At 65.0% G+C, this 17,825-nt stretch carries 17 protein-coding genes and 1 tRNA gene; 11 read left to right on the top strand and 7 right to left on the bottom strand.

The window, feature by feature from the left end; all coding sequences use genetic code 11:
• The first annotated feature begins 121 nt into the window (after positions 1-121).
• Both EON91_RS04900 and EON91_RS04895 read left to right on the top strand, forming a co-directional pair.
• Positions 122-1,702 carry an AbgT family transporter gene (locus EON91_RS04900; RefSeq protein ID WP_292092027.1) on the top strand — a complete coding sequence of 527 codons (1,581 nt, stop codon included), beginning with the start codon at positions 122-124 and terminating at the stop codon, positions 1,700-1,702.
• Between the two features lie 89 nt (positions 1,703-1,791).
• Positions 1,792-1,868: transfer RNA gene (locus EON91_RS04895), tRNA-Asp, on the top strand.
• A 164-nt stretch (positions 1,869-2,032) separates the two neighbouring features.
• On the opposite strand, the gene rnd is transcribed toward EON91_RS04895, so the two are convergent.
• Positions 2,033-3,184, bottom strand: a complete 1,152-nt coding sequence (gene rnd / locus EON91_RS04890; protein WP_292092026.1) for a ribonuclease D — start codon at positions 3,182-3,184, stop codon at positions 2,033-2,035.
• A gap of 81 nt (positions 3,185-3,265) precedes the next feature.
• Between rnd and purM the strand changes: the two genes are divergently transcribed.
• Together purM and purN are read left to right on the top strand one after the other, a co-directional pair.
• Entirely contained in the window at positions 3,266-4,303 is a 1,038-nt protein-coding gene (gene purM, locus EON91_RS04885; RefSeq protein WP_292092024.1) for a phosphoribosylformylglycinamidine cyclo-ligase, read from the top strand.
• Positions 4,279-4,881: a phosphoribosylglycinamide formyltransferase gene (gene purN, locus EON91_RS04880; RefSeq protein ID WP_292092022.1), complete on the top strand. Its 603-nt coding sequence runs from the start codon at positions 4,279-4,281 to the stop codon at positions 4,879-4,881. Before purM ends, purN begins: the two co-directional genes overlap by 25 nt.
• Positions 4,882-4,934: 53 nt before the next feature.
• Here purN and EON91_RS04875 read toward each other — a convergent pair whose 3' ends face one another.
• Both EON91_RS04875 and ndk read right to left on the bottom strand, forming a co-directional pair.
• Positions 4,935-5,135, bottom strand: a complete 201-nt coding sequence (locus EON91_RS04875) for a glycine zipper 2TM domain-containing protein (protein WP_292092021.1) — start codon at positions 5,133-5,135, stop codon at positions 4,935-4,937.
• A gap of 120 nt (positions 5,136-5,255) precedes the next feature.
• The gene (gene ndk, locus EON91_RS04870) at positions 5,256-5,675 is read right to left on the bottom strand and encodes a nucleoside-diphosphate kinase (protein ID WP_292092020.1); all 420 of its coding nucleotides are present in this window, start codon (positions 5,673-5,675) and stop codon (positions 5,256-5,258) included.
• Between the two features lie 93 nt (positions 5,676-5,768).
• Here ndk and EON91_RS04865 point away from each other — a divergent pair, with 93 nt between their 5' ends.
• Complete coding sequence (locus EON91_RS04865) at positions 5,769-7,652, top strand: ABC-F family ATP-binding cassette domain-containing protein (RefSeq protein ID WP_292092019.1); 1,884 nt, start codon at positions 5,769-5,771, stop codon at positions 7,650-7,652.
• The gene (locus EON91_RS04860) at positions 7,652-7,909 is read left to right on the top strand and encodes a DUF2164 domain-containing protein (RefSeq protein ID WP_292092017.1); all 258 of its coding nucleotides are present in this window, start codon (positions 7,652-7,654) and stop codon (positions 7,907-7,909) included. Before EON91_RS04865 ends, EON91_RS04860 begins: the two co-directional genes overlap by 1 nt.
• Positions 7,910-7,913: 4 nt before the next feature.
• Here EON91_RS04860 and EON91_RS04855 read toward each other — a convergent pair whose 3' ends face one another.
• The 4 genes from EON91_RS04855 to EON91_RS04840 are packed head-to-tail and all read right to left on the bottom strand — an operon-like array spanning position 7,914 to position 10,523.
• A complete protein-coding gene (locus tag EON91_RS04855) occupies positions 7,914-8,213 on the bottom strand; it encodes a hemolysin (protein ID WP_292092015.1) in 300 nt (99 codons plus the stop codon).
• Between the two features lie 19 nt (positions 8,214-8,232).
• Positions 8,233-8,541: a hypothetical protein gene (locus EON91_RS04850; RefSeq protein ID WP_292092014.1), complete on the bottom strand. Its 309-nt coding sequence runs from the start codon at positions 8,539-8,541 to the stop codon at positions 8,233-8,235.
• Between the two features lie 5 nt (positions 8,542-8,546).
• Positions 8,547-9,008: a DNA polymerase III subunit chi gene (locus tag EON91_RS04845; RefSeq protein WP_292092012.1), complete on the bottom strand. Its 462-nt coding sequence runs from the start codon at positions 9,006-9,008 to the stop codon at positions 8,547-8,549.
• Between the two features lie 24 nt (positions 9,009-9,032).
• Entirely contained in the window at positions 9,033-10,523 is a 1,491-nt protein-coding gene (locus tag EON91_RS04840) for a leucyl aminopeptidase (RefSeq protein WP_292092010.1), read from the bottom strand.
• Positions 10,524-10,652: 129 nt separating this feature from the next.
• Here EON91_RS04840 and EON91_RS04835 point away from each other — a divergent pair, with 129 nt between their 5' ends.
• The 5 genes from EON91_RS04835 (at position 10,653) to pdxA (ending at position 17,821) form a co-directional block, all read left to right on the top strand.
• Positions 10,653-11,777, top strand: a complete 1,125-nt coding sequence (locus EON91_RS04835) for an LptF/LptG family permease (RefSeq protein WP_292092008.1) — start codon at positions 10,653-10,655, stop codon at positions 11,775-11,777.
• On the top strand, positions 11,774-12,895 hold the full coding sequence (lptG, locus tag EON91_RS04830) for an LPS export ABC transporter permease LptG (protein ID WP_292092006.1): 1,122 nt from the start codon (positions 11,774-11,776) through the stop codon (positions 12,893-12,895). Before EON91_RS04835 ends, lptG begins: the two co-directional genes overlap by 4 nt.
• Positions 12,896-12,928: 33 nt before the next feature.
• Positions 12,929-15,394 (top strand): LPS assembly protein LptD, encoded by a 2,466-nt coding sequence (gene lptD, locus EON91_RS04825; RefSeq protein WP_292092005.1) that lies wholly within the window; start codon positions 12,929-12,931, stop codon positions 15,392-15,394.
• A gap of 97 nt (positions 15,395-15,491) precedes the next feature.
• A complete protein-coding gene (locus EON91_RS04820) occupies positions 15,492-16,811 on the top strand; it encodes a peptidylprolyl isomerase (RefSeq protein ID WP_292092003.1) in 1,320 nt (439 codons plus the stop codon).
• Positions 16,808-17,821 (top strand): 4-hydroxythreonine-4-phosphate dehydrogenase PdxA, encoded by a 1,014-nt coding sequence (gene pdxA / locus EON91_RS04815; RefSeq protein ID WP_292092002.1) that lies wholly within the window; start codon positions 16,808-16,810, stop codon positions 17,819-17,821. Before EON91_RS04820 ends, pdxA begins: the two co-directional genes overlap by 4 nt.
• Positions 17,822-17,825: the final 4 nt, after the last annotated feature.

Raw genomic sequence — 17,825 nt, 5'->3', positions numbered from 1 at the left:
ATTTTCTTGCGAACGGTTCGCAGGATTGCGCGCGTTTTGCCGCAGGGGAAACGGATTGCGGCGTCCGGCCGCACCCCGCCTAATCATCGCCTTCCCTTTCCTTGCTACGAGACGACGACGAATGACCCTCGGCGCCCGCCTCCTGAACGCTGTCGAACGTGTCGGCAATCGGCTTCCGGATCCCGTATTCCTGTTCCTCTGGCTGATCGCAGGCCTTGTCGTGCTCAGCCTTGTCGGCGCCGCAGCCGGCTGGTCCGCCGTCAATCCGGTCACCGGCGACGTGCTTCAGGCCAAAAGCCTGCTGTCGGGCGAAAACCTCGAAAAGCTGATCATCGGCATGCCCAACACGCTGGCCAACTTCCCGCCGTTGGGCCTGGTCATCACCATCATCTACGGCGCGTCCGTGGCCGAGCGGACGGGGCTGTTCGCCACCGCCATCCGCGGCGCGCTGCTGAATGCGCCCAAGGCGATCCTGACGCCGATCGTGGTGATCACCGGCATGGTCTCACACCATGCCTCCGACGCATCCTATGTCGTGGTCATTCCGTTGGCGGCTGTGATCTTCGCGGCGGCGGGACGCCATCCGCTGGCCGGGCTGGCGGCCGGCTTCGCAGCCGTTTCGGGCGGCTATGCGGGTAACCTGTTCCCCGGTGCCTCGGACGCCCTGATTCTGGGGATTACGGAGCCTGCGGCGCGTCTGATCGATCCCACCTATTCGGTGAACATCGCGGGCAACTGGTTCTTCATCGTCGGCGTCGTCCTGGTCTTCACGCCCATCGTCTGGTTCATGACCGACAGGATCATCGAGCCGCGCCTGAACGCTCTGAACCCGCGCAAGCTGCAAGAGGCGCCGATCCAGCCTCAGGACGCGCAGGAACAGGGCCTCAACGGCGCCGAGAAGCGCGGCCTGATGTTCGCCGGCCTGACCGTTCTGGGCATGCTGGCCCTGTGGGCCCTGATCACCTGGCTGCCCGGCTCACCCTTCGTGGACCCGGACGCCGAGGCGGCACAGCGGTTCAATCCGCTGTTCAAGTCGCTGGCCGCCTTCTTCGCCGTGACCTTCTTCCTGTCCGGCGCCGCCTATGGATTCGGTTCGGGCTCTGTCTCCAGTCACCATGACCTGGTGCGGATGATGCGGGACGGGATCGTCACGCTGGCGCCCTACATCGTGCTGGTCTTCTTCGCCGCCCACTTCGTGGCCATGTTCAACTGGTCGGGTCTGGGCCCGATCCTGGCGGTCAATGCGGCGGCCCAGCTCAAGGCCATCGCCCTGCCCGCTCCCCTGCTGCTGATCGCCGTGGTGTTGGTGTCCTGCTTCTTCGACCTGTTCATCGGCTCGGCCTCGGCCAAATGGTCTGCGCTGGCGCCCATTGTGGTGCCGATGTTCATGCTGCTGGGCATTTCGCCCGAGATGACGACCGCCGCCTACCGCATGGGCGATTCGGTCACCAACATCGCCACGCCGCTGATGAGCTATTTCCCGCTGATCCTCACCTTCGCCCAGCGCTGGGACAAGGATTTCGGCCTCGGCTCCCTGATGGCGACGATGTTGCCTTATGCCGGGGCGTTCCTGGTGGCGGGTCTCTGCATGATCGCGGCCTGGGTCGCGCTGGACCTGCCGCTGGGGCCCGGCGTGGGCGTGCATTACGAGCTGCCAGCGGCCATTTCGGCCCCTGCGAGCGCCCCGATGCAAGGAAGCTGAGTTTTCCACAGGAAGGGCGCTTGACGCCCGCCGCGAGCCCGCCTAAACGACGCCCCTCGCCGCGGCGCACTGCCGCCGCAGCGGGAAACGCGGGTGTAGCTCAGTTGGTTAGAGTGCCGGCCTGTCACGCCGGAGGTCGCGGGTTCGAGCCCCGTCACTCGCGCCACTTCTTTCCGATCCGGGAAAGAAGTGGCGCACACCGCCCTCTCCTCTTCGACAATCGATCCGAACCGCAGCCACCTTGGCGCATCGCCGTTGCGTGGTTCGTCCAGCCAGCAAAAAGCCCCCGGAATCGCTCCGGGGGCTTTTGCGTTTCAGCGCTTGCCGACCTCAGGGCTCGATCTCGACCACCTCGACCCGTGAACCGTTCAGCACCAGGGCGATCTCGCCGCGCTTCAGCTTCAGCGCGTCCTCCCCGAACAGTTCGCGGCGCCAGCCCTTCATCGCCTCGACATTCGCGTCATCGCTCTGGGCGATCTTCTCCAGATCAGCAACGTTGGCGATCAGCTTGGACGCCACGCCCGCATTGTCGCTCTTGGCCTTGAGCAGCACCTTCAAAAGCTCGACCACCGACGGGGCCGCCGGCTGGTTGTGGGCCGGTCGCTCGATCTTGGGCGCATGAGCCTCTGGATCGGCCAGCACGCGCTTCAGCTCGGCCGCCAGTTCCAGCCCCAGGCGCGAGCCGCCGAATCCCTTGGGCACCGACCGCAGCCGGTTGAAGGCGTCCGGATCGGTCGGCCCCTGGGTCGCGATCTCGTCGATGGCGTCGTCCTTCAGGATCCGGCCGCGCGGCTGATCGCGTTCCTGGGCGGCGCGCTCGCGCCAGACCGCAGTGGCGACGAAGGCGGCCAGATATTTGGCCGCGTATTTCTTGGGCTTCAGCCGCTTCCAGGCGTTCTCAGGCGTGGTGTCATAGAGAGCCGGATCGATCAGATCCTCCATCTCGGACAGGACCCAGTCCAGACGCCCATCCTTTTGCAGGCGATCCCTGAGCTTGGGATACAGGGCCGCCAGATGGGTCACGTCGCCCAGCGCATAGACCAGTTGCGCATCCGACAGGGGCCTGCGGGCCCAGTCGGTGAAACGACTGCCCTTGTCCAGCTCCTGCCGCAGCATCTGGCGCACCAGGGCCTCATAGCTGACCTGATCGCCGAAGCCGGCGGCCATGGCCGCGACCTGGGTGTCGAACATCGGGCGAGGCATGGCGCCCAGCCGATTGAAGATTTCGACATCCTGCCGGGCGGCGTGGAAGACCTTCAGGATCGATTCGTCGCGCAACAGCGCCAGAAACGGCTCCAGATCCAGATCCTCGGCCATCGGATCGATGATGGCGGCGTCCGTCGGCGAGGCGGCCTGGATCAGGCACAGCTTCGGCCAGTAGGTCGTTTCCCGCATGAACTCGGTATCGACCGTGATGAAGGGGGCCTTTGACAGGCGTGCGCAGAATTCGATCAGCGCGTCATTGGTGGTGATTGGCGTCATTCGGATGCTATAGCCCCGCGCAAGCCGGTTGTGGCAAGAGCGCCGCGACACATTCCCGCCACTGATTCAGGCCCGTGACCCATGAGCGACAGCCCCGAACACCTCAAGAATGGGCTGACCTACGCCGATGCGGGGGTCGATATCGACGCGGGCGAGATGCTGGTCGACGCCATCAAGCCCTTGGCCAAATCCACGCGTCGCCCCGGCGCAGAGGCGTCGCTGGGCGGTTTTGGCGCCCTGTTCGACCTCAAGGCGGCGGGATTTGAAGATCCCCTGATCGTCACGACGACGGACGGCGTGGGTACGAAACTGAAAATCGCCATCGAAACCGGCCGTCATGATGGCGTCGGCGTTGATCTGGTCGCCATGTGCGTCAACGACCTGCTGGCACAGGGCGCCGAGCCGCTGATGTTCCTGGACTACTACGCCACGGGCAAGCTGGATGTGGACGCCGCGCGCCGCGTCGTCGCCGGCATCGCTGAGGGCTGCCGTCAGGCGGGCGCCGCACTGGTCGGTGGCGAGACCGCCGAAATGCCGGGCATGTACGACGGCGCCGATTATGATCTGGCCGGCTTCTCGGTCGGCGCGGTCGAGCGGGGGCATGTCCTGCCGCGGCTGGATCTGCAGAACACCGGCGACATCATCATCGGCCTGGCGTCGTCCGGCCCGCACTCCAATGGCTATTCGCTGATCCGCAAGGTGGTCGAAAAATCCGGCCTGTCGTGGGGTGACGACGCCCCGTTCGCCAAGGATCGCACCCTGGCCCAGGCGCTGATGGAGCCGACCCGCATCTATGTGAAGCCTGTCCTGCCGCTGATGAAGGCCGGTCTGATCAAGGGCGCGGCGCACATCACCGGCGGCGGTTTGATCGAAAATCCACCGCGCTGCATCGTCGACGGCCTGAAGGCCGAATTCGACTGGAACGCATGGCCGCTGCCCCACGTCTTCGAATGGCTGGGCCAGGTCGGCGGTATCTCGGATCACGAGCTGCGCCGCACCTTCAACTGCGGCGTCGGCTTCATCCTGATTGTTGCGCCCGAGAACGCCGAACCGGTGCTGGCCGCCCTGTTGAACGCGGGCGAGACGGCCTTCGTATGCGGACAACTGGTCGCCGCGTGACACGGACGCGGGTCGCCGTCCTGATTTCAGGGACCGGCTCGAACATGGCCGCCCTGATCGCGGCGGCCGAGGCGCCTGACGCCGCGTTTGAGATCGCGCTGGTGCTGTCCAATCGCCCTGACGCCTCCGGTCTGGCTCATGCCGCCGCGCGTGGCGTGCCGACGTTGGCGATCGACCATCGCCCTTTTGGCAAGGATCGCGAGGGACATGAGCGGGCGCTCGACGCCGTCCTGACCGCTCACGAGGTCGAAGTCATCGCCCTGGCCGGCTATATGCGCCTGCTTACCCCCTGGCTGGTGCAGCGCTGGGAAGGTCGGATGCTGAACATCCACCCCAGCCTGTTGCCCCTTTACCCCGGCCTGGACACCCACGCCCGCGCTATACAAGCGGGCGACGCCGAAGCGGGCTGCACGGTCCATCTGGTTACAGAGGGCGTCGACGAAGGCCCCGTTCTGGCCCAGACGCGCGTGCCCATCCTTACGGCCGACACGCCGCAAACGCTGGCCAGTCGGGTGCTGGAGGCGGAGCACGCGCTCTACCCTTCTGCGCTCACCGCCTTTTGTCGCGATCGCACATAAAAAAAACGGCTCCGGATCGCTCCGGGGCCGCTCTTCATTCACCTCGTCAGGGCTTAGCGGGGCGTGGTCGCCGCACCTGCCACGGCGCCGATAGCGGCTCCGGCGACGGTCGCACCTGTGTTGCCGCCAATGGCCTGGCCGGCGACTGCGCCGCCGATGGCGCCGGTGGCGGCCCGTTGTTCCATCGTCTGGCCACAGGCCGCCAGCATGGCGACAGCGCCGATGACGGGGGCAAGCTTGATGATCGTCTTCATGTCCGGTCTCCTTGGTGGGGGATAAGGTCGAGCTGAAAACGAAACGGCCCGCGTCCGGTTCCGGGCGCGGGCCGTCTTTATTGTGACGCTGTGTTCAGAGCACAGACGCTTCGCCGTAGCTTAGCCGACGATCTGATCGTCCGTGAAGAACTGGGCGATCTCGATCTTGGCGTTGTCCAGGCTGTCCGAGCCGTGGACCGAGTTCTCGCCGATCGACAGGGCGAACAGCTTGCGGATCGTGCCGTCAGCGGCGTCGTTCGGGTTGGTCGCGCCCATGACTTCGCGGTACTTGGCGACAGCGTTGTCGCCTTCCAGCACCTGCACGACGACGGGCTCGGCAGTCATCTGGCCGACCAGCTCGCCGTAGAACGGGCGCTCGGCGTGAACTTCGTAGAACTTCTTGGCCTGGGCCTCGGTCAGTTGGACGCGACGCTGGGCGACGATGCGCAGGCCGGCGTCTTCGATAACGGCGTTGATCTTGCCGGTCAGGTTGCGACGGGTCGCGTCCGGCTTGATGATCGAGAAGGTGCGTTCGGTCATGAGAGTGACTTCTTGTTTGGGAGTTTGAAGGTCGCGGGCTTATAGCGGCGCCCTCCCCGCTTTCCAACTGCCTGCTGAATCGTTGTCGTCACCATGCTCCAGATCACCAACCTGACGTTCAACGCCTGGGGCCGCCAGTTCCTGGACGACGCCTCCGTCAGCCTGCCGCCGGGCTCCAAGGTCGGCCTGGTCGGCCGCAACGGGATCGGTAAATCCACCCTGTTCAAGCTGATCCTCGGTGAACTGGCCGCCAATGGCGACGAGGTCAGCATGCCCCGGAACGCCCGTATCGGCTCAGTGGACCAGGAGCACCCGGCAACGCCGGATAGTGTTCTGGATACGATTCTGGAGGCCGATGAGGAACGTCACAGCCTGCTGACCCGGCTTGAAACGGCCGAGCCGGAAGAGATGGGTGAGATTTGGGCCCGCCTGATCGACATCGACGCCGATTCCGCCCCCGCCCGCGCCGGTGAAATCCTGGCGGGTCTGGGCTTCAGCCAGGCGGACCAGCAGCGTCCCATGTCCGAATTCTCGGGCGGCTGGCGGATGCGTGTGGCCCTGGCGGCGGCGCTGTTCTCCGAGCCGGATATGCTGCTCCTGGACGAACCGACCAACTATCTGGATCTGGAAGGGGCGCTGTGGCTGGAAAGCCGGCTGCAGAAATATCCGCACACCGCCCTGATCATCAGCCACGACCGCGAACTGCTGAACAACAGTTGCACCCACATCCTGCATCTGGCGAACCGCAAGCTGGAGATTTACACCGGCGGCTACGACATGTTCGAGAAGGCACGCGCCGAAAAGGCCCGCCTGCAACTGTCAGCCAAGGCCAAACAGGACGCCGAGCGCGCCCACCTGCAAGCCTTCGTAGATCGCTTCAAGGCCAAGGCGTCCAAGGCCGCCCAGGCCCAGTCGCGGATGAAGCGCCTGGCCAAGATGGAGCCGGTATCGACCACGATCGAGGAACGCGTCGCCCCCTTCACCCTGCCATCGCCGCCGCGCCCGCTGGCGCCGCCGCTGATCCGTCTGGAACGCGCCAACGTAGGCTATGAGACCGGCAAGCCGATCCTGCGCAATCTGAACCTGCGGATGGATCTGGACGACCGCATCGGCCTGCTGGGGGTCAACGGCGCCGGCAAATCGACCTTCGCCAAGATGATCGCCGGTGCTCTGAACGTCACCGAGGGCGAGCTCCATCGCGACCGCAAGATGCGCGTGGGCTGGTTCCACCAGCACCAGATTGAGGCGATGGACCCGACCGACACGCCGCTGGAGATCATCCGCCGCGCCATGCCGGACGCGACCGAAAGCAGCCGCCGCTCAAAACTGGCCCAGTTCGGTCTGGGCTATGAGAAACAGGAAACCACGGTCGAGAGCCTGTCGGGCGGCGAGCGCGCGCGCCTTCTGCTGAACATGGTGGCCATGGACGCGCCCCACGTCCTGATCCTGGACGAACCGACCAACCACCTGGACATCGACAGCCGCCGCGCCCTGCTGGACGCCCTGAACGACTACAACGGCGCCGTCATTCTGATCACCCACGACCGTTCGCTGATGGAACTGGTGGCCGACCGTCTGTGGCTGGCTGCTGATGGAACGGTAAAGCCCTATGAGGGCGATATGGACGACTATCAGAAATTCGTCCTCGACCGCGCCAAGGCCGCCGCCGTCAAGCCGACCCAGATCAAGGAAGAGGCCGCAAACGTCGCTGCGCCGTCGCCGGGCAAGAAAAAGAACGACAAGAAATCAGGGCCGTCGCCCTCAACCCTGCGTCACGCCGTCAAGAAGGCCGAAGAGCGAATGGCCGCCCTGACCGCCGAGTTGGCCCGCATCGACGACGACCTGGCCAATGCCGCCATATCGAACCCCAAGGCGCTGGAAGGCCTGACCCGCGCCCGCGCCAAAACACAGGGCGACCTTGAATCCGCCGAAGCTGCATGGGTCGAGGCCGAAGAAGCCCTGGCGGCCGTGTCCTGATGACCAAACCGATTCAGTTCACCCGGGAAGAACGCACCGCCATCGGCGGCCGTATCCGCGACTTCTTCAGCAAAGAGCTGGATCAGGACATCAGCCAACTGCAGGCCGAAATGACGCTGGATTTCTTTGGCGCCGAGATCGGGGGCTGGTTTTACAATCGCGGGCTCTACGACGCCCAGGCCGTGGTCACGGCCCGGGCTGAAGAAACGGTAGAGGCGATCTACGCCCTGGAGCGCACGGCCGATTTCAAACGCTAATGCGTCAGCCGCAGGCGACGCGGGTCACCAGATTGCTGGTGTCGTCGTAGGTGAAGGTCACGCGGTCAAAGCGGTAATCCATCGTGGCGGCGCAACTACTGCACAGAACACGGAACGAACGACCTGCGGGCGCCGCCGGTATCGTGGACCGGTTCCGCCCGACATACTCCTGATAGTCACCAGGCTGGCAGGCGATCGGATTCGGCTGTGCGCCATCGGCGGGCGGGGTTGAGGCGTCCTGGGTCGGAGCGCAAGCCGCAAGCGACAGGGCGCCGACGGCTATCAATGTCAGGGCGATCTTCATCAGCGTCTCCGGGATGGGCCTAGCCGCAGCGCACGGTTTCGACCAAGCTCGTTTGTTGATTGTAAAAGATATTCAACCGGTAAGGCGAATAGTCTTCTGTGATAGGACAGGTCGTGCAGGCGACCCTGCGGTTTATCACATCCACCGGAACGGGGATTTCGGTGCGAAGTTTCCCGACCAGCCACTGGTTTTCGCCCGCCTTGCACAGATCGGCGTCGGTCTGGGGCATTCGCGTGCCCACCGGCTGGCTCTGTTCAGCCTGCTCGACGATGCGAGGGGCAGCAGGTGTGGTGTCCGGAGGGGTCGAACAGCCGGCAAGCGCCAGCAAGCCGATCAGGCCGCCTTTTCCCAGCGCCCGTCCTCGTCCTGACGCCAGTAGGCCAGATTGGCCTCGATCGACTTCAGCGTCCGCCAGCGCTCTCGCGCGTGCTGCAACGCCGCTTCGTCCCGTCCGTCGAAAATGATGAAGCATCGTTCAAAAGCCTCTGTCGCGCCCGTTTCTGCGTCGTCGACGATGAACAGCGCCTGAGCATTGTTCAGGTTGCCCGCTGATTCTGACAACAGGACCGGTTGACGATCCGCATGCGGCTCGTCAGCCAGCCCATGCGCCAGGAAGCTGTCGTCGCGATATGTCCAGAGTTGAGCGTCGATATCTGCCAGCCGCCCGCCATCACGGGCGCGCACCAGCGCACGCCATCCCCGCTGAACCGTCTTGTCCAGCAGGGTCGGCAGCACCTGATCGAGCGTGGACCGCTCCAGATGGTAGAACCAGATTTCCGGCTTGGCGTCAGACACCCGGCTCCACCTCTTTAGAAAGACTCAGGCCTCGTACTTGTCCGCGACCATGCGGTCCAGCAGACGCACGCCCCAGCCCACGGCGCCGTCCGGCACGGTCGGATTGCGGCTGTCCTTGACCCAGGCGGTCGGGGCGATGTCGATGTGCGCCCACGGCGTGCCGTTGGTGAAGCGCTGCAGGAACAGGGCGGCGGTGATCGAACCCCCGGCCCGGCCGTTGCCCATGTTCTTCACATCGGCGATCGGGCTGTCGATGTGACGCTCGTACTCGGCTGGCAACGGCATGCGCCAGACCTTCTCGCCGACCTTGGGGCCGGCTTCCAGAACGCCGCCGGCGACGCCGTCGTCGTTCGAGAAGACGCCCGCATATTCCATGCCCAGCGAGATGATCATGGCGCCCGTCAGGGTGGCCAGATCGATCATGAATTGCGGCTTGAAACGCTCCTGCGTGTACCAGAGGCAGTCCGCCAGAACGAGGCGACCCTCGGCGTCGGTGTTCAGCACCTCCACCGACTGGCCGGACATTGAGATGACCACATCGCCCGGACGTTGCGCGTCGCCGTCGGGCATGTTTTCAACCAGACCCAGGACGCCCACGGCGTTAACCTTGGCCTTGCGCCCCGCCAACGCGTGCATCAGGCCGGTCACAGCCGCGGCGCCGCCCATGTCCCACTTCATCTCTTCCATGCCGTCCGCGGGCTTGATCGAGATGCCGCCGGTGTCGAAGCAGACCCCCTTGCCGACGAAGGCGATGGGGGCGTCGCCCGCCTTGCCGCCATTCCACTTGATGACCGCCAACTGGCTTTCACGCACCGAGCCCTGGCCGACGGCCAGCAGGGTGCGCATGCCCAGCTTCTCCATCTCGGCCTCGCCCAGGATCTCGACTTCCAGACCCAGGCTCTCGAGTTCCTTCACACGGCGCGCGAACTCGGCGGGATAGAGGACGTTGGCCGGTTCAGCGACCAGATCGCGCGAGAACAGCACGGCGTCCGCGACCGCCGACAGCGGGGCGAAGGCGCTCTCGGCCGCCTTTACGTCCGACGTCACCACGCGAACCGTCGTCACCGACGGGATCTTCTCGGGCTTCTGCCTGGTCAGATATTTGTCGAAGCGATAGGCGGCCAGTCGCACGGCGAAGGCGGCGCGCGCGGCCTGCTCGGCCGACAGGCTGCCCACGTCCAGGGTCAGCGTCGTCGCGCCCGACAGCTTCACAGCGTGATAGGCGGCCGCAGCCGCCGCCTCGACCGTCAGGTCGCTCAAGGCGCCGCTCGCTCCGGCGCCCGTCAGGACGATCGTATCCGCCGACACGCCTTGAGGCGCCGCGACGATCAGGGTGCTGTTGGGGGCGCCGTTGAAGCGGCTGTTCTTCATGGCGCGAGCCAGACTGCCCCCCGCCTTTTCGTCGTGTTCCGCGTTCTGGCCCGCAAACTGGCGGCCTTCATGCACGAGCAGGGCCAGGACCTCGGCGGCGCCGGCTTCGGCGACAAACTCGACTTTCATGCGACTTAACTCCAACCGAAGCGTCGCTCCGGCGTATCAGGGAAATAGTTAGGCGCGCGCCCACGGGTGTCGCGGTCACGTCCGGATGGTGTATTAGATGCTCTCCCTCGCCCTCGCCTGCAACCGGGCGCAAATTTTCCCTGCATGACGCTGATACAAGGCTATCTTTTCCGCCAGATTGCTCGCCCAGTACTGGCGGCGTGCGCGGCGCTGGCGGGAATCGGCATTCTGAGCCAGAGCCTGGATCAGCTGGAGGTCGTGGTCGAACGCGGCCAGAGCATCTGGGTCATGGCCAAACTGACGCTGCTGGCGACACCGCAACTGGTCAGCGTCATCTTGCCGATCGGCCTGTTTGTCGGCGCGTTGATCGTCCTGACCCGTCTTCAGCGTGAACACGAACTGACCGCCGCCTTTGCCGGCGGAATGACCCGGTGGCAGGTCATCTCGCCGGCCGCGCGTCTGGCTATGATCGTGACGTTGGCCGGACTGTTCATCAACCTGTTCGTCCAGCCGTGGTCCCAGCAGGAGGCGCGGCGACAGGCCTTCGCCATTCGCACCGATCTGGCGGCCTTGCTGGTCCAGGAGGGACAGTTTGTTCAGGGGCCGGGCGGGCTGACCGTCTATGTGCAGGAGGTTCAGCAGAACGGGCTGATGCAAAACCTGTTCATCTATCTGGACAACGGCAAGAGCGTGACGACCTGGGACGCGTCCGAGGCGCGGTTCGGCCGGATCGCGGGGGCGCCGGTGCTGACGATGGAGAATGGCTCCATGCAGCGTTACGGCTCCAACGGCGTGCTGAACTACCTCTCCTTCGACCATTATGCTTTCGACCTGGCCCCCTACACGCAAGTCAGCGACAACGTCCGCTACAAGCCAGCCGACCTGTACGTCAGCCAGTTGTTGAATCCACCGCAGGCGCAGCGGGAGTCGCGCGGCGAACTGATGGCCGAACTGCATTCACGGATCGCCTCGCCCCTGTACGCTCTCGCCGCCATGGCCATGGCGCTGGCTGCAATCCTGGGGGGCGCGTTCAGTCGGACAGGCTATGCAGGTCGCATCGCCAGGGCGGCCGGAGCTTTTCTGACGGTACGCATCATCGGTTACGGCCTCGTCGCCGCCAGTGCATGGAATGTGTGGCTGAACCTGTTCCAGTACGCCCTGCCGATCGCCGCAACGGCGCTGTCCTTGCGCTTGTTGTTCCGCGCGCTGAAGCCTCGGCGACGCCGGGGCTCGTCGGCTATCGAGCGCCTCAGGGCGAGGTTCGCATGAACCGGCGGCTGTCTGTTCCTCGCTTCCAGCTGGGCCGCATCGAACGCTATGTGCTGATCCAGCAGGCCCGATCGTTAGCCATCGCCCTGACGGTGATTTCGGCGCTGGTGATGCTGATCGACTTTGTCGAAATTTCGCGCGGCGTGGGCTCGGATGTCGATCTGTCCGGGGCCCGCATCTTGGGCTTGATGCTGCTGAAGTCACCATCGGTGATCCTGCAACTGATGCCGTTCGTCTTCCTGTTCGGAACACTGGCGGCCTACATCGGACTGAACCGGCGCAGCGAGTTGATCGCCATGCGCGCGGCGGGCGTGTCCGCCTGGCGATTCGTGCTGCCCGCTGCCGGCGCGGCGCTTGTTGCCGGCGTTCTGACCGTGACGGTCCTGGGCCCCATGGCGTCGTCCGCTGACGGACTGTTCCAGCGCGAACGTACCCGCCTGTCCGGCGGCGCATCGGGCGCGACACAGGACGCAGTCTGGCTGCGTGAAGGCAACGCCAGTCGCCAGATGGTCATCCGCGCCACGCGCCAGAACCGGGCCGACGCCAGCCTGCAGGACGTGACCTTCTTCATCTACACGATCGACCAGGAGGGGCGCAGGACATTCAGCGAGCGTCTGGATGCGCAGGCGGCAGCCCTCTCCGCCGGGAGTTGGCGCCTGACGAACGTGGTCGGGGCCGAAACGGGGCAACGCGCCGTCCGCTATGCCGCGCTCGACCTGCCCTCCAGCCTCGCTGATGACGAAGCGTTCGAACGTTTCGCCCGGCCCCAGGCCACGCCCTTCTGGTCGTTGCCTGCGCAAATCAGGCGGGTTGAGGACGCAGGTTTCTCGTCCACTGCCTATCGCCTGCGTTTACAGCAGTTGCTGGCGACCCCCCTGGTGTTCGCGGCCATGTCCATCCTGGCGGCCGCCTTCTCCCTGCGCCTGATGCGTCTGGGGGACATGGCGCGCATGACGGTGGCGGCGGTCGTGCTCGGCTTCGCCTTCTTCTTCCTGAACCAGTTTTCGTCGGCGATGGGATCGGCCGAGGTGGTTCCGCCGTTTCTGGCGGCCTGGTTGCCACCCGTGTTGACGGCGCTCGCCGCCTTCACCTTGCTGTTCTATACCGAAGACGGCTAAGCGCCCCCTTCGCCTTACGAGACGCCGTCCTCTATGACCCCGAACCGCCTGTCGCGCGACCGCCATAGCCGCCTGTTCCGCGGGTCAGGTCGGCGTGCGCGCCTGTTGATGGGCGCCGCGGTCATGGCCTGCACGCCCTCACTGGCCATGGCTCAAGAGACGGCTCCGCAAGTTAGCGCGCCCGTCAGCGCCGACGGCTTGACGCAGGACGCCGCCTATATCGAGGCTGACGCCACGACACGGCTGGGTGATGTGATATCGGCCGAAGGCATCGAGGATCGCGTACTGGCGCGCTTCCGCGACCGGACGCTGTTGGCGCGTAATGTCACCTACGATCTGACGACCGGCGTGGCGACCGCATCGGGCCAGGCGGAACTGACCGATCCGGACGGTACAGTTGTGTTCGCCAGCCAGCTGGAGCTTGATCGCGACCTGAAGGCCGGGGTTGCGGTTGATTTCGCCACCCGCCTGTCGAACGGCGCCAGCCTGATGGCCGCGACGGCGGTGCGTAGATCGGCGAATGTCAGCGAACTGAACCACGTCATCTTCACACCCTGCCCGATCTGCGACGAGAACGGGCCCAGGACGCCCAGCATCTCTATCCAGGCTGAAAAGGTGGTTCAGGATGAAGGGCTGCGGGCCATCCTGTATCGCAACGCGGTGTTCCGCGTGGGTGGCGTGCCTGTGCTCTATCTGCCGGCCTTCGCTCATCCGGATCCCTCGGTCGAACGTGCGTCGGGTTTCCTGATCCCGATGATCAACTACGACGAGGGGCGCGGCGTCAGCTGGGAGCAGCCCTATCTGATCGTCGTCTCGCCATCCGAGGACTGGCTGATCAGCCCCCAGATCAACATGGATGTCGCCCCGTTGCTGAACGTCCAGTGGCGTCGGCGCTTCAACGCTGGCGTGGTCGAGGCCCGCGGCGGTTACACCTATGAGCGCAATTTCGGCGACTTTGACCTGGATGGCGACGGGGATGCCGAAAGCAACGTCCGCTTTGGCGACCGCACGAACCGCAGCTATCTTTTGGCTCACGGAAAGTTCGATCCGATCGGCGCCTGGCGCTGGGGCTTCACAGCCGAACGCACGTCGGACAAGACTTTGTTCGACCGTTATGACGTTCGCGACCCGTATCAGGACAACGGCCTCTACTATGGAGACCGGCGGCGCCTGATCACTCAGCTGTATGCCGAACGCCAGACTGACCGATCCTATCTGTCGATCGCCGCCTTCGACATCCAGAGCCTGCGTCTCGACCCTAGATATGCGTCCACCGATTTCCGTGATCTCGATGGCTACAAGGTCTTCGAGGATGACCACACCTTGCCGCTGGTCGCGCCGATCATCGACGCTCGGTGGGAACCGGAAGGCCCCGTCTTTGGCGGGCGTCTCAGACTTAAGGGCTCGGCCGTCGTCCTGGATCGCGATGCCTACGTCGGCGGCCCGATCCTGCGACCCGAGATCATCCCTGCGATAACGACCGACCTGCCTGGGGTCGACAGCCGCCGTATCACCGGCCAGGGCGAATGGCGCCGGACCCTGATCAGCGCCAACGGTATGCGGTGGGAGCCCTTTGTTGATGGGCGCCTGGACGTCTACTCCATCAACGACCTGCCACCGATGATGGGCGTATCCGACGATACGATCAATCGCGGCCGAGCGACGGCCGGGATGGACATCAGCTATCCGCTGTATCGCCGGCTCAGCGCCACGTCTGATCTGGTGCTCGAGCCCTATGCTCAGCTTTCAGTGTCCACAGTGTCGGATCTGGATCCGCGCATTCCCAACGAGGACAGTCAGCAGATCGAGCTGGACGCCAGCTCCCTGTTCCGCACGGACCGGTTTCCGGGATTCGACCTCTATGAAGGCGGCGCGCGCTTCACCGCGGGGGCGCGCGCCACGCTCAGCTGGGACGCCATTCGCAGCGCCAGCCTGTTCATCGGCCGCAGCTATCGCCAAGACCGCGAGGTGGCCTTCCGCACGCCTATCCCTGACGAACCCACGCGGCTCTATGACCCTTCCGGGTTGGCGGCGCGCACCTCGGACTGGGTGGTGCAGGCGACCTTCTCGCCCAGTGACCGTATGCGGGGCTGGGCGCATGCCACCATCGACAGCGCAGGCGAGGTGCGACGAGCGGAAGCAGCCATCGATGGTCGCTGGGGACGACGCAATCTGGCGACCGCCAGCTACATCATCGATCGCTCCAACCCCATCAACGGCCTCCTGAACCGGAACTACGAGTTCCTGCAACTGGCCGGCCAGCAGTTCATTTACGGCAACTGGGGCGTGACCGTCTCTGGCATTGCGGATCTCCGACAGGACATCGTCACTCGCTCCGAAGTCGGCCTGTTGTTCGACGACGATTGCTTCCGGTTCGAGATCGGATTCCGGCGAGACAACACCCGCGTTCGACCTAGCGGCCCTTCCGAGGGCGTTTTCGTGCGCCTAAACCTCGCCACGTTTGGCGGGTCAAGCTATGGTCAAGGCGAATGGCGTTGATCGGGACGCCTAAGCAGGCGATTTCGCTGGCTTTAAATGGCACGGGCGACAAGCGGATCGACGCCGCTTTGAGGAATCAGGACTGACGATGCGTTTGATGCGTTACACGACGGGCGTCGCGATGGCCGCGCTTATCGCCGGCTCGGCTCTGGCCCAGACGGCGCCGGTTGGCCAGGCCGCCGGCGTCCTGAACCCCGCAGCTGAGGACGCGCCTCAAATCACCCCGCCAGAGGCAAGCTTCCAGTTGGCCGATGGCATCGTGGCGACCGTCAACGATCAGATCATCACGGGTTTCGATCTGCGGCAGCGCATGTTGCTGCTGATCGCCCAGACTCAGGTCCAACCGACGCAGGAGAACCTGCCGTCCATCCAGCAGGAGGCTCTGAACCGCCTGATCGATGAACGGTTGCAGACCCAGGAACTGGTGCGGTTCGAAGTTCCCGTGACAGACGCCGACGTTGATGCCGACATCGCCGCCATGGCGCGAGAGGCGGGAACCACGCCCGAAACCTATCTGGGCTTCCTGGAGCAAGGCGGCATTCGCCCCCAGACGCTCCGAGACCAACTGCGCACCGAGATAGGCTGGCAGCAACTCGTCGGTGGACGGTTCAGCAGCCGTGCACGTGTCAGCCGTAACCAGGTTGAACAGGCGATGCGCCAGCTAACGGAAGCAGCGGCCAAGCCGCAGTATTTGATCGGCGAAATCTACATCGAGGCGTCGCGCGTCGGCGGCATGCAGGAGGCGATGAACGGCGCCACCCAACTGGTCCAGCAGATGGTCCAGGGTGCGCCATTCCAGGCGGTGGCCCGTCAGTTCTCGGCCGCGCCGTCGGCTGTTCGCGGGGGTGACGCAGGATGGGTTGTTCAGGGTGCGGTTCAACCGGCGCTGCAACAAGCTCTGGACACCCTTGAGGTCGGCCAATTATCAAACGCCATTCCGGTCGAAGGCGGGGTCTACATCATCTACATGCGGGACAAGCGGTCAGGCGCTTCGACCAGTCTCGTTCAGATGAAGCAGATCATGATTGAACTGCCCGAGACAGCCACCGAGGCGCAGGTCGCAGCAGCCACCTCGCGTCTGGAAGGTATTCGTTCCACCCTCACCTGTGACAACATCCTGCAACGCGCCACATCCGAGCAGGGCCTTCTGGGCTCTGATCTGGGCGAGAGTGACGTGCAAAGCCTGGCGCCCCAGTTCCAGCAAGTCGCCCGGTCCGCCGAAATCGGCACTGTCAGCAGCGCCGTACGAACGCCGCTTGGCGTTCATCTACTGGCGGTCTGTGGCCGGCGCGCAGGCGGTCCGGAAGCGCCGTCGTACGCCGAGGTGGAGAACCGCTTGCGGATGCAGAACCTGTCCATGCTGGCGCGTCGCTATATCCGCGACCTACGCTCCGACGCTCTCATCGAAATGAAATGACGTCGGCGATCTCCCCTCCCCTGGCCCTGACAATGGGCGAGCCTGCGGGCGTGGGGCCGGAGATCATCGTCGCCGCCTGGATGGCGTTGTCGCAGGACGCCGCTCCATCATCTTTCGTGGTCGTCGGGGACGCCGCCCTGTTCCGCGCTTCGGGTGCGCCGGTCGTCGAAGTGGGCGTACCGGCGGACGCCCCGTCCGTCTTCAAGCGCGCAATCCCCATTCTGAACCACCCGCTCCCCGCCTCTGTCGAACCGGGTCGACCTGATCCTCGCAACGCTGGGATGGTCGCCGACTGGATCGAGCAGGCGGTCGGGCTGGCGCTGTCAGGCGAAGTCGGCGCCGTCGTCACCGCCCCGATCGCCAAAGCTCCCCTGTATGCGGCGGGGTTCCGTTTTCCCGGCCATACGGAATTCATCGCCGAACTGACCGCCGACGCCCCCTTTGTCGGAACGCGAGGTCCGGTGATGATGCTGACGGCGCGTGATCTGCGCGCCTGTCTGGTGACCATCCATGTGGCGTTGGATCAGGTGCCCGAACTGGTCACCACAGACCGGGTCTGCCGCACTGTCCGCGTGGTGCATGAGGCGATGAAGCGAGATTTCGGCATCGCCTCCCCCCGTCTGGCCCTCGCGGCCTTGAACCCCCATGCGGGCGAAGGCGGGGCGCTGGGTCTGCAAGAGATCGAGGTGCTGCGCCCGGCCGTCGAGATACTGCGCGCCGAAGGAATCACGATCACCGAGCCCCTGCCCGCCGACACCCTGTTCCACGACGAGGCGCGGCGAACCTATGACGCCGCCATATGCCTGTATCACGACCAGGCCTTGATCCCGGTCAAGACACTGGACTTCTGGGGCGGGGTCAACGCCACCCTGGGCTTGCCCATTATCCGCACCTCGCCCGACCACGGCACGGGGTTCGACATCGCCGGCAAGGGTGTGGCGCGGCCCTACAGCCTGATCGCCGCCCTCCGTCTGGCGTCAGAGATGGCGGCGGCGCGCGCCGCGCGCTAAGCGG

It is taken from the genome of Brevundimonas sp. (genome assembly GCF_004210735.1).
In the GTDB taxonomy this organism is placed as follows: domain Bacteria; phylum Pseudomonadota; class Alphaproteobacteria; order Caulobacterales; family Caulobacteraceae; genus Brevundimonas.
The sequence above is the reverse complement of the archived record's forward strand: the minus strand, read 5'-3'. Positions and strand labels throughout refer to the sequence as shown.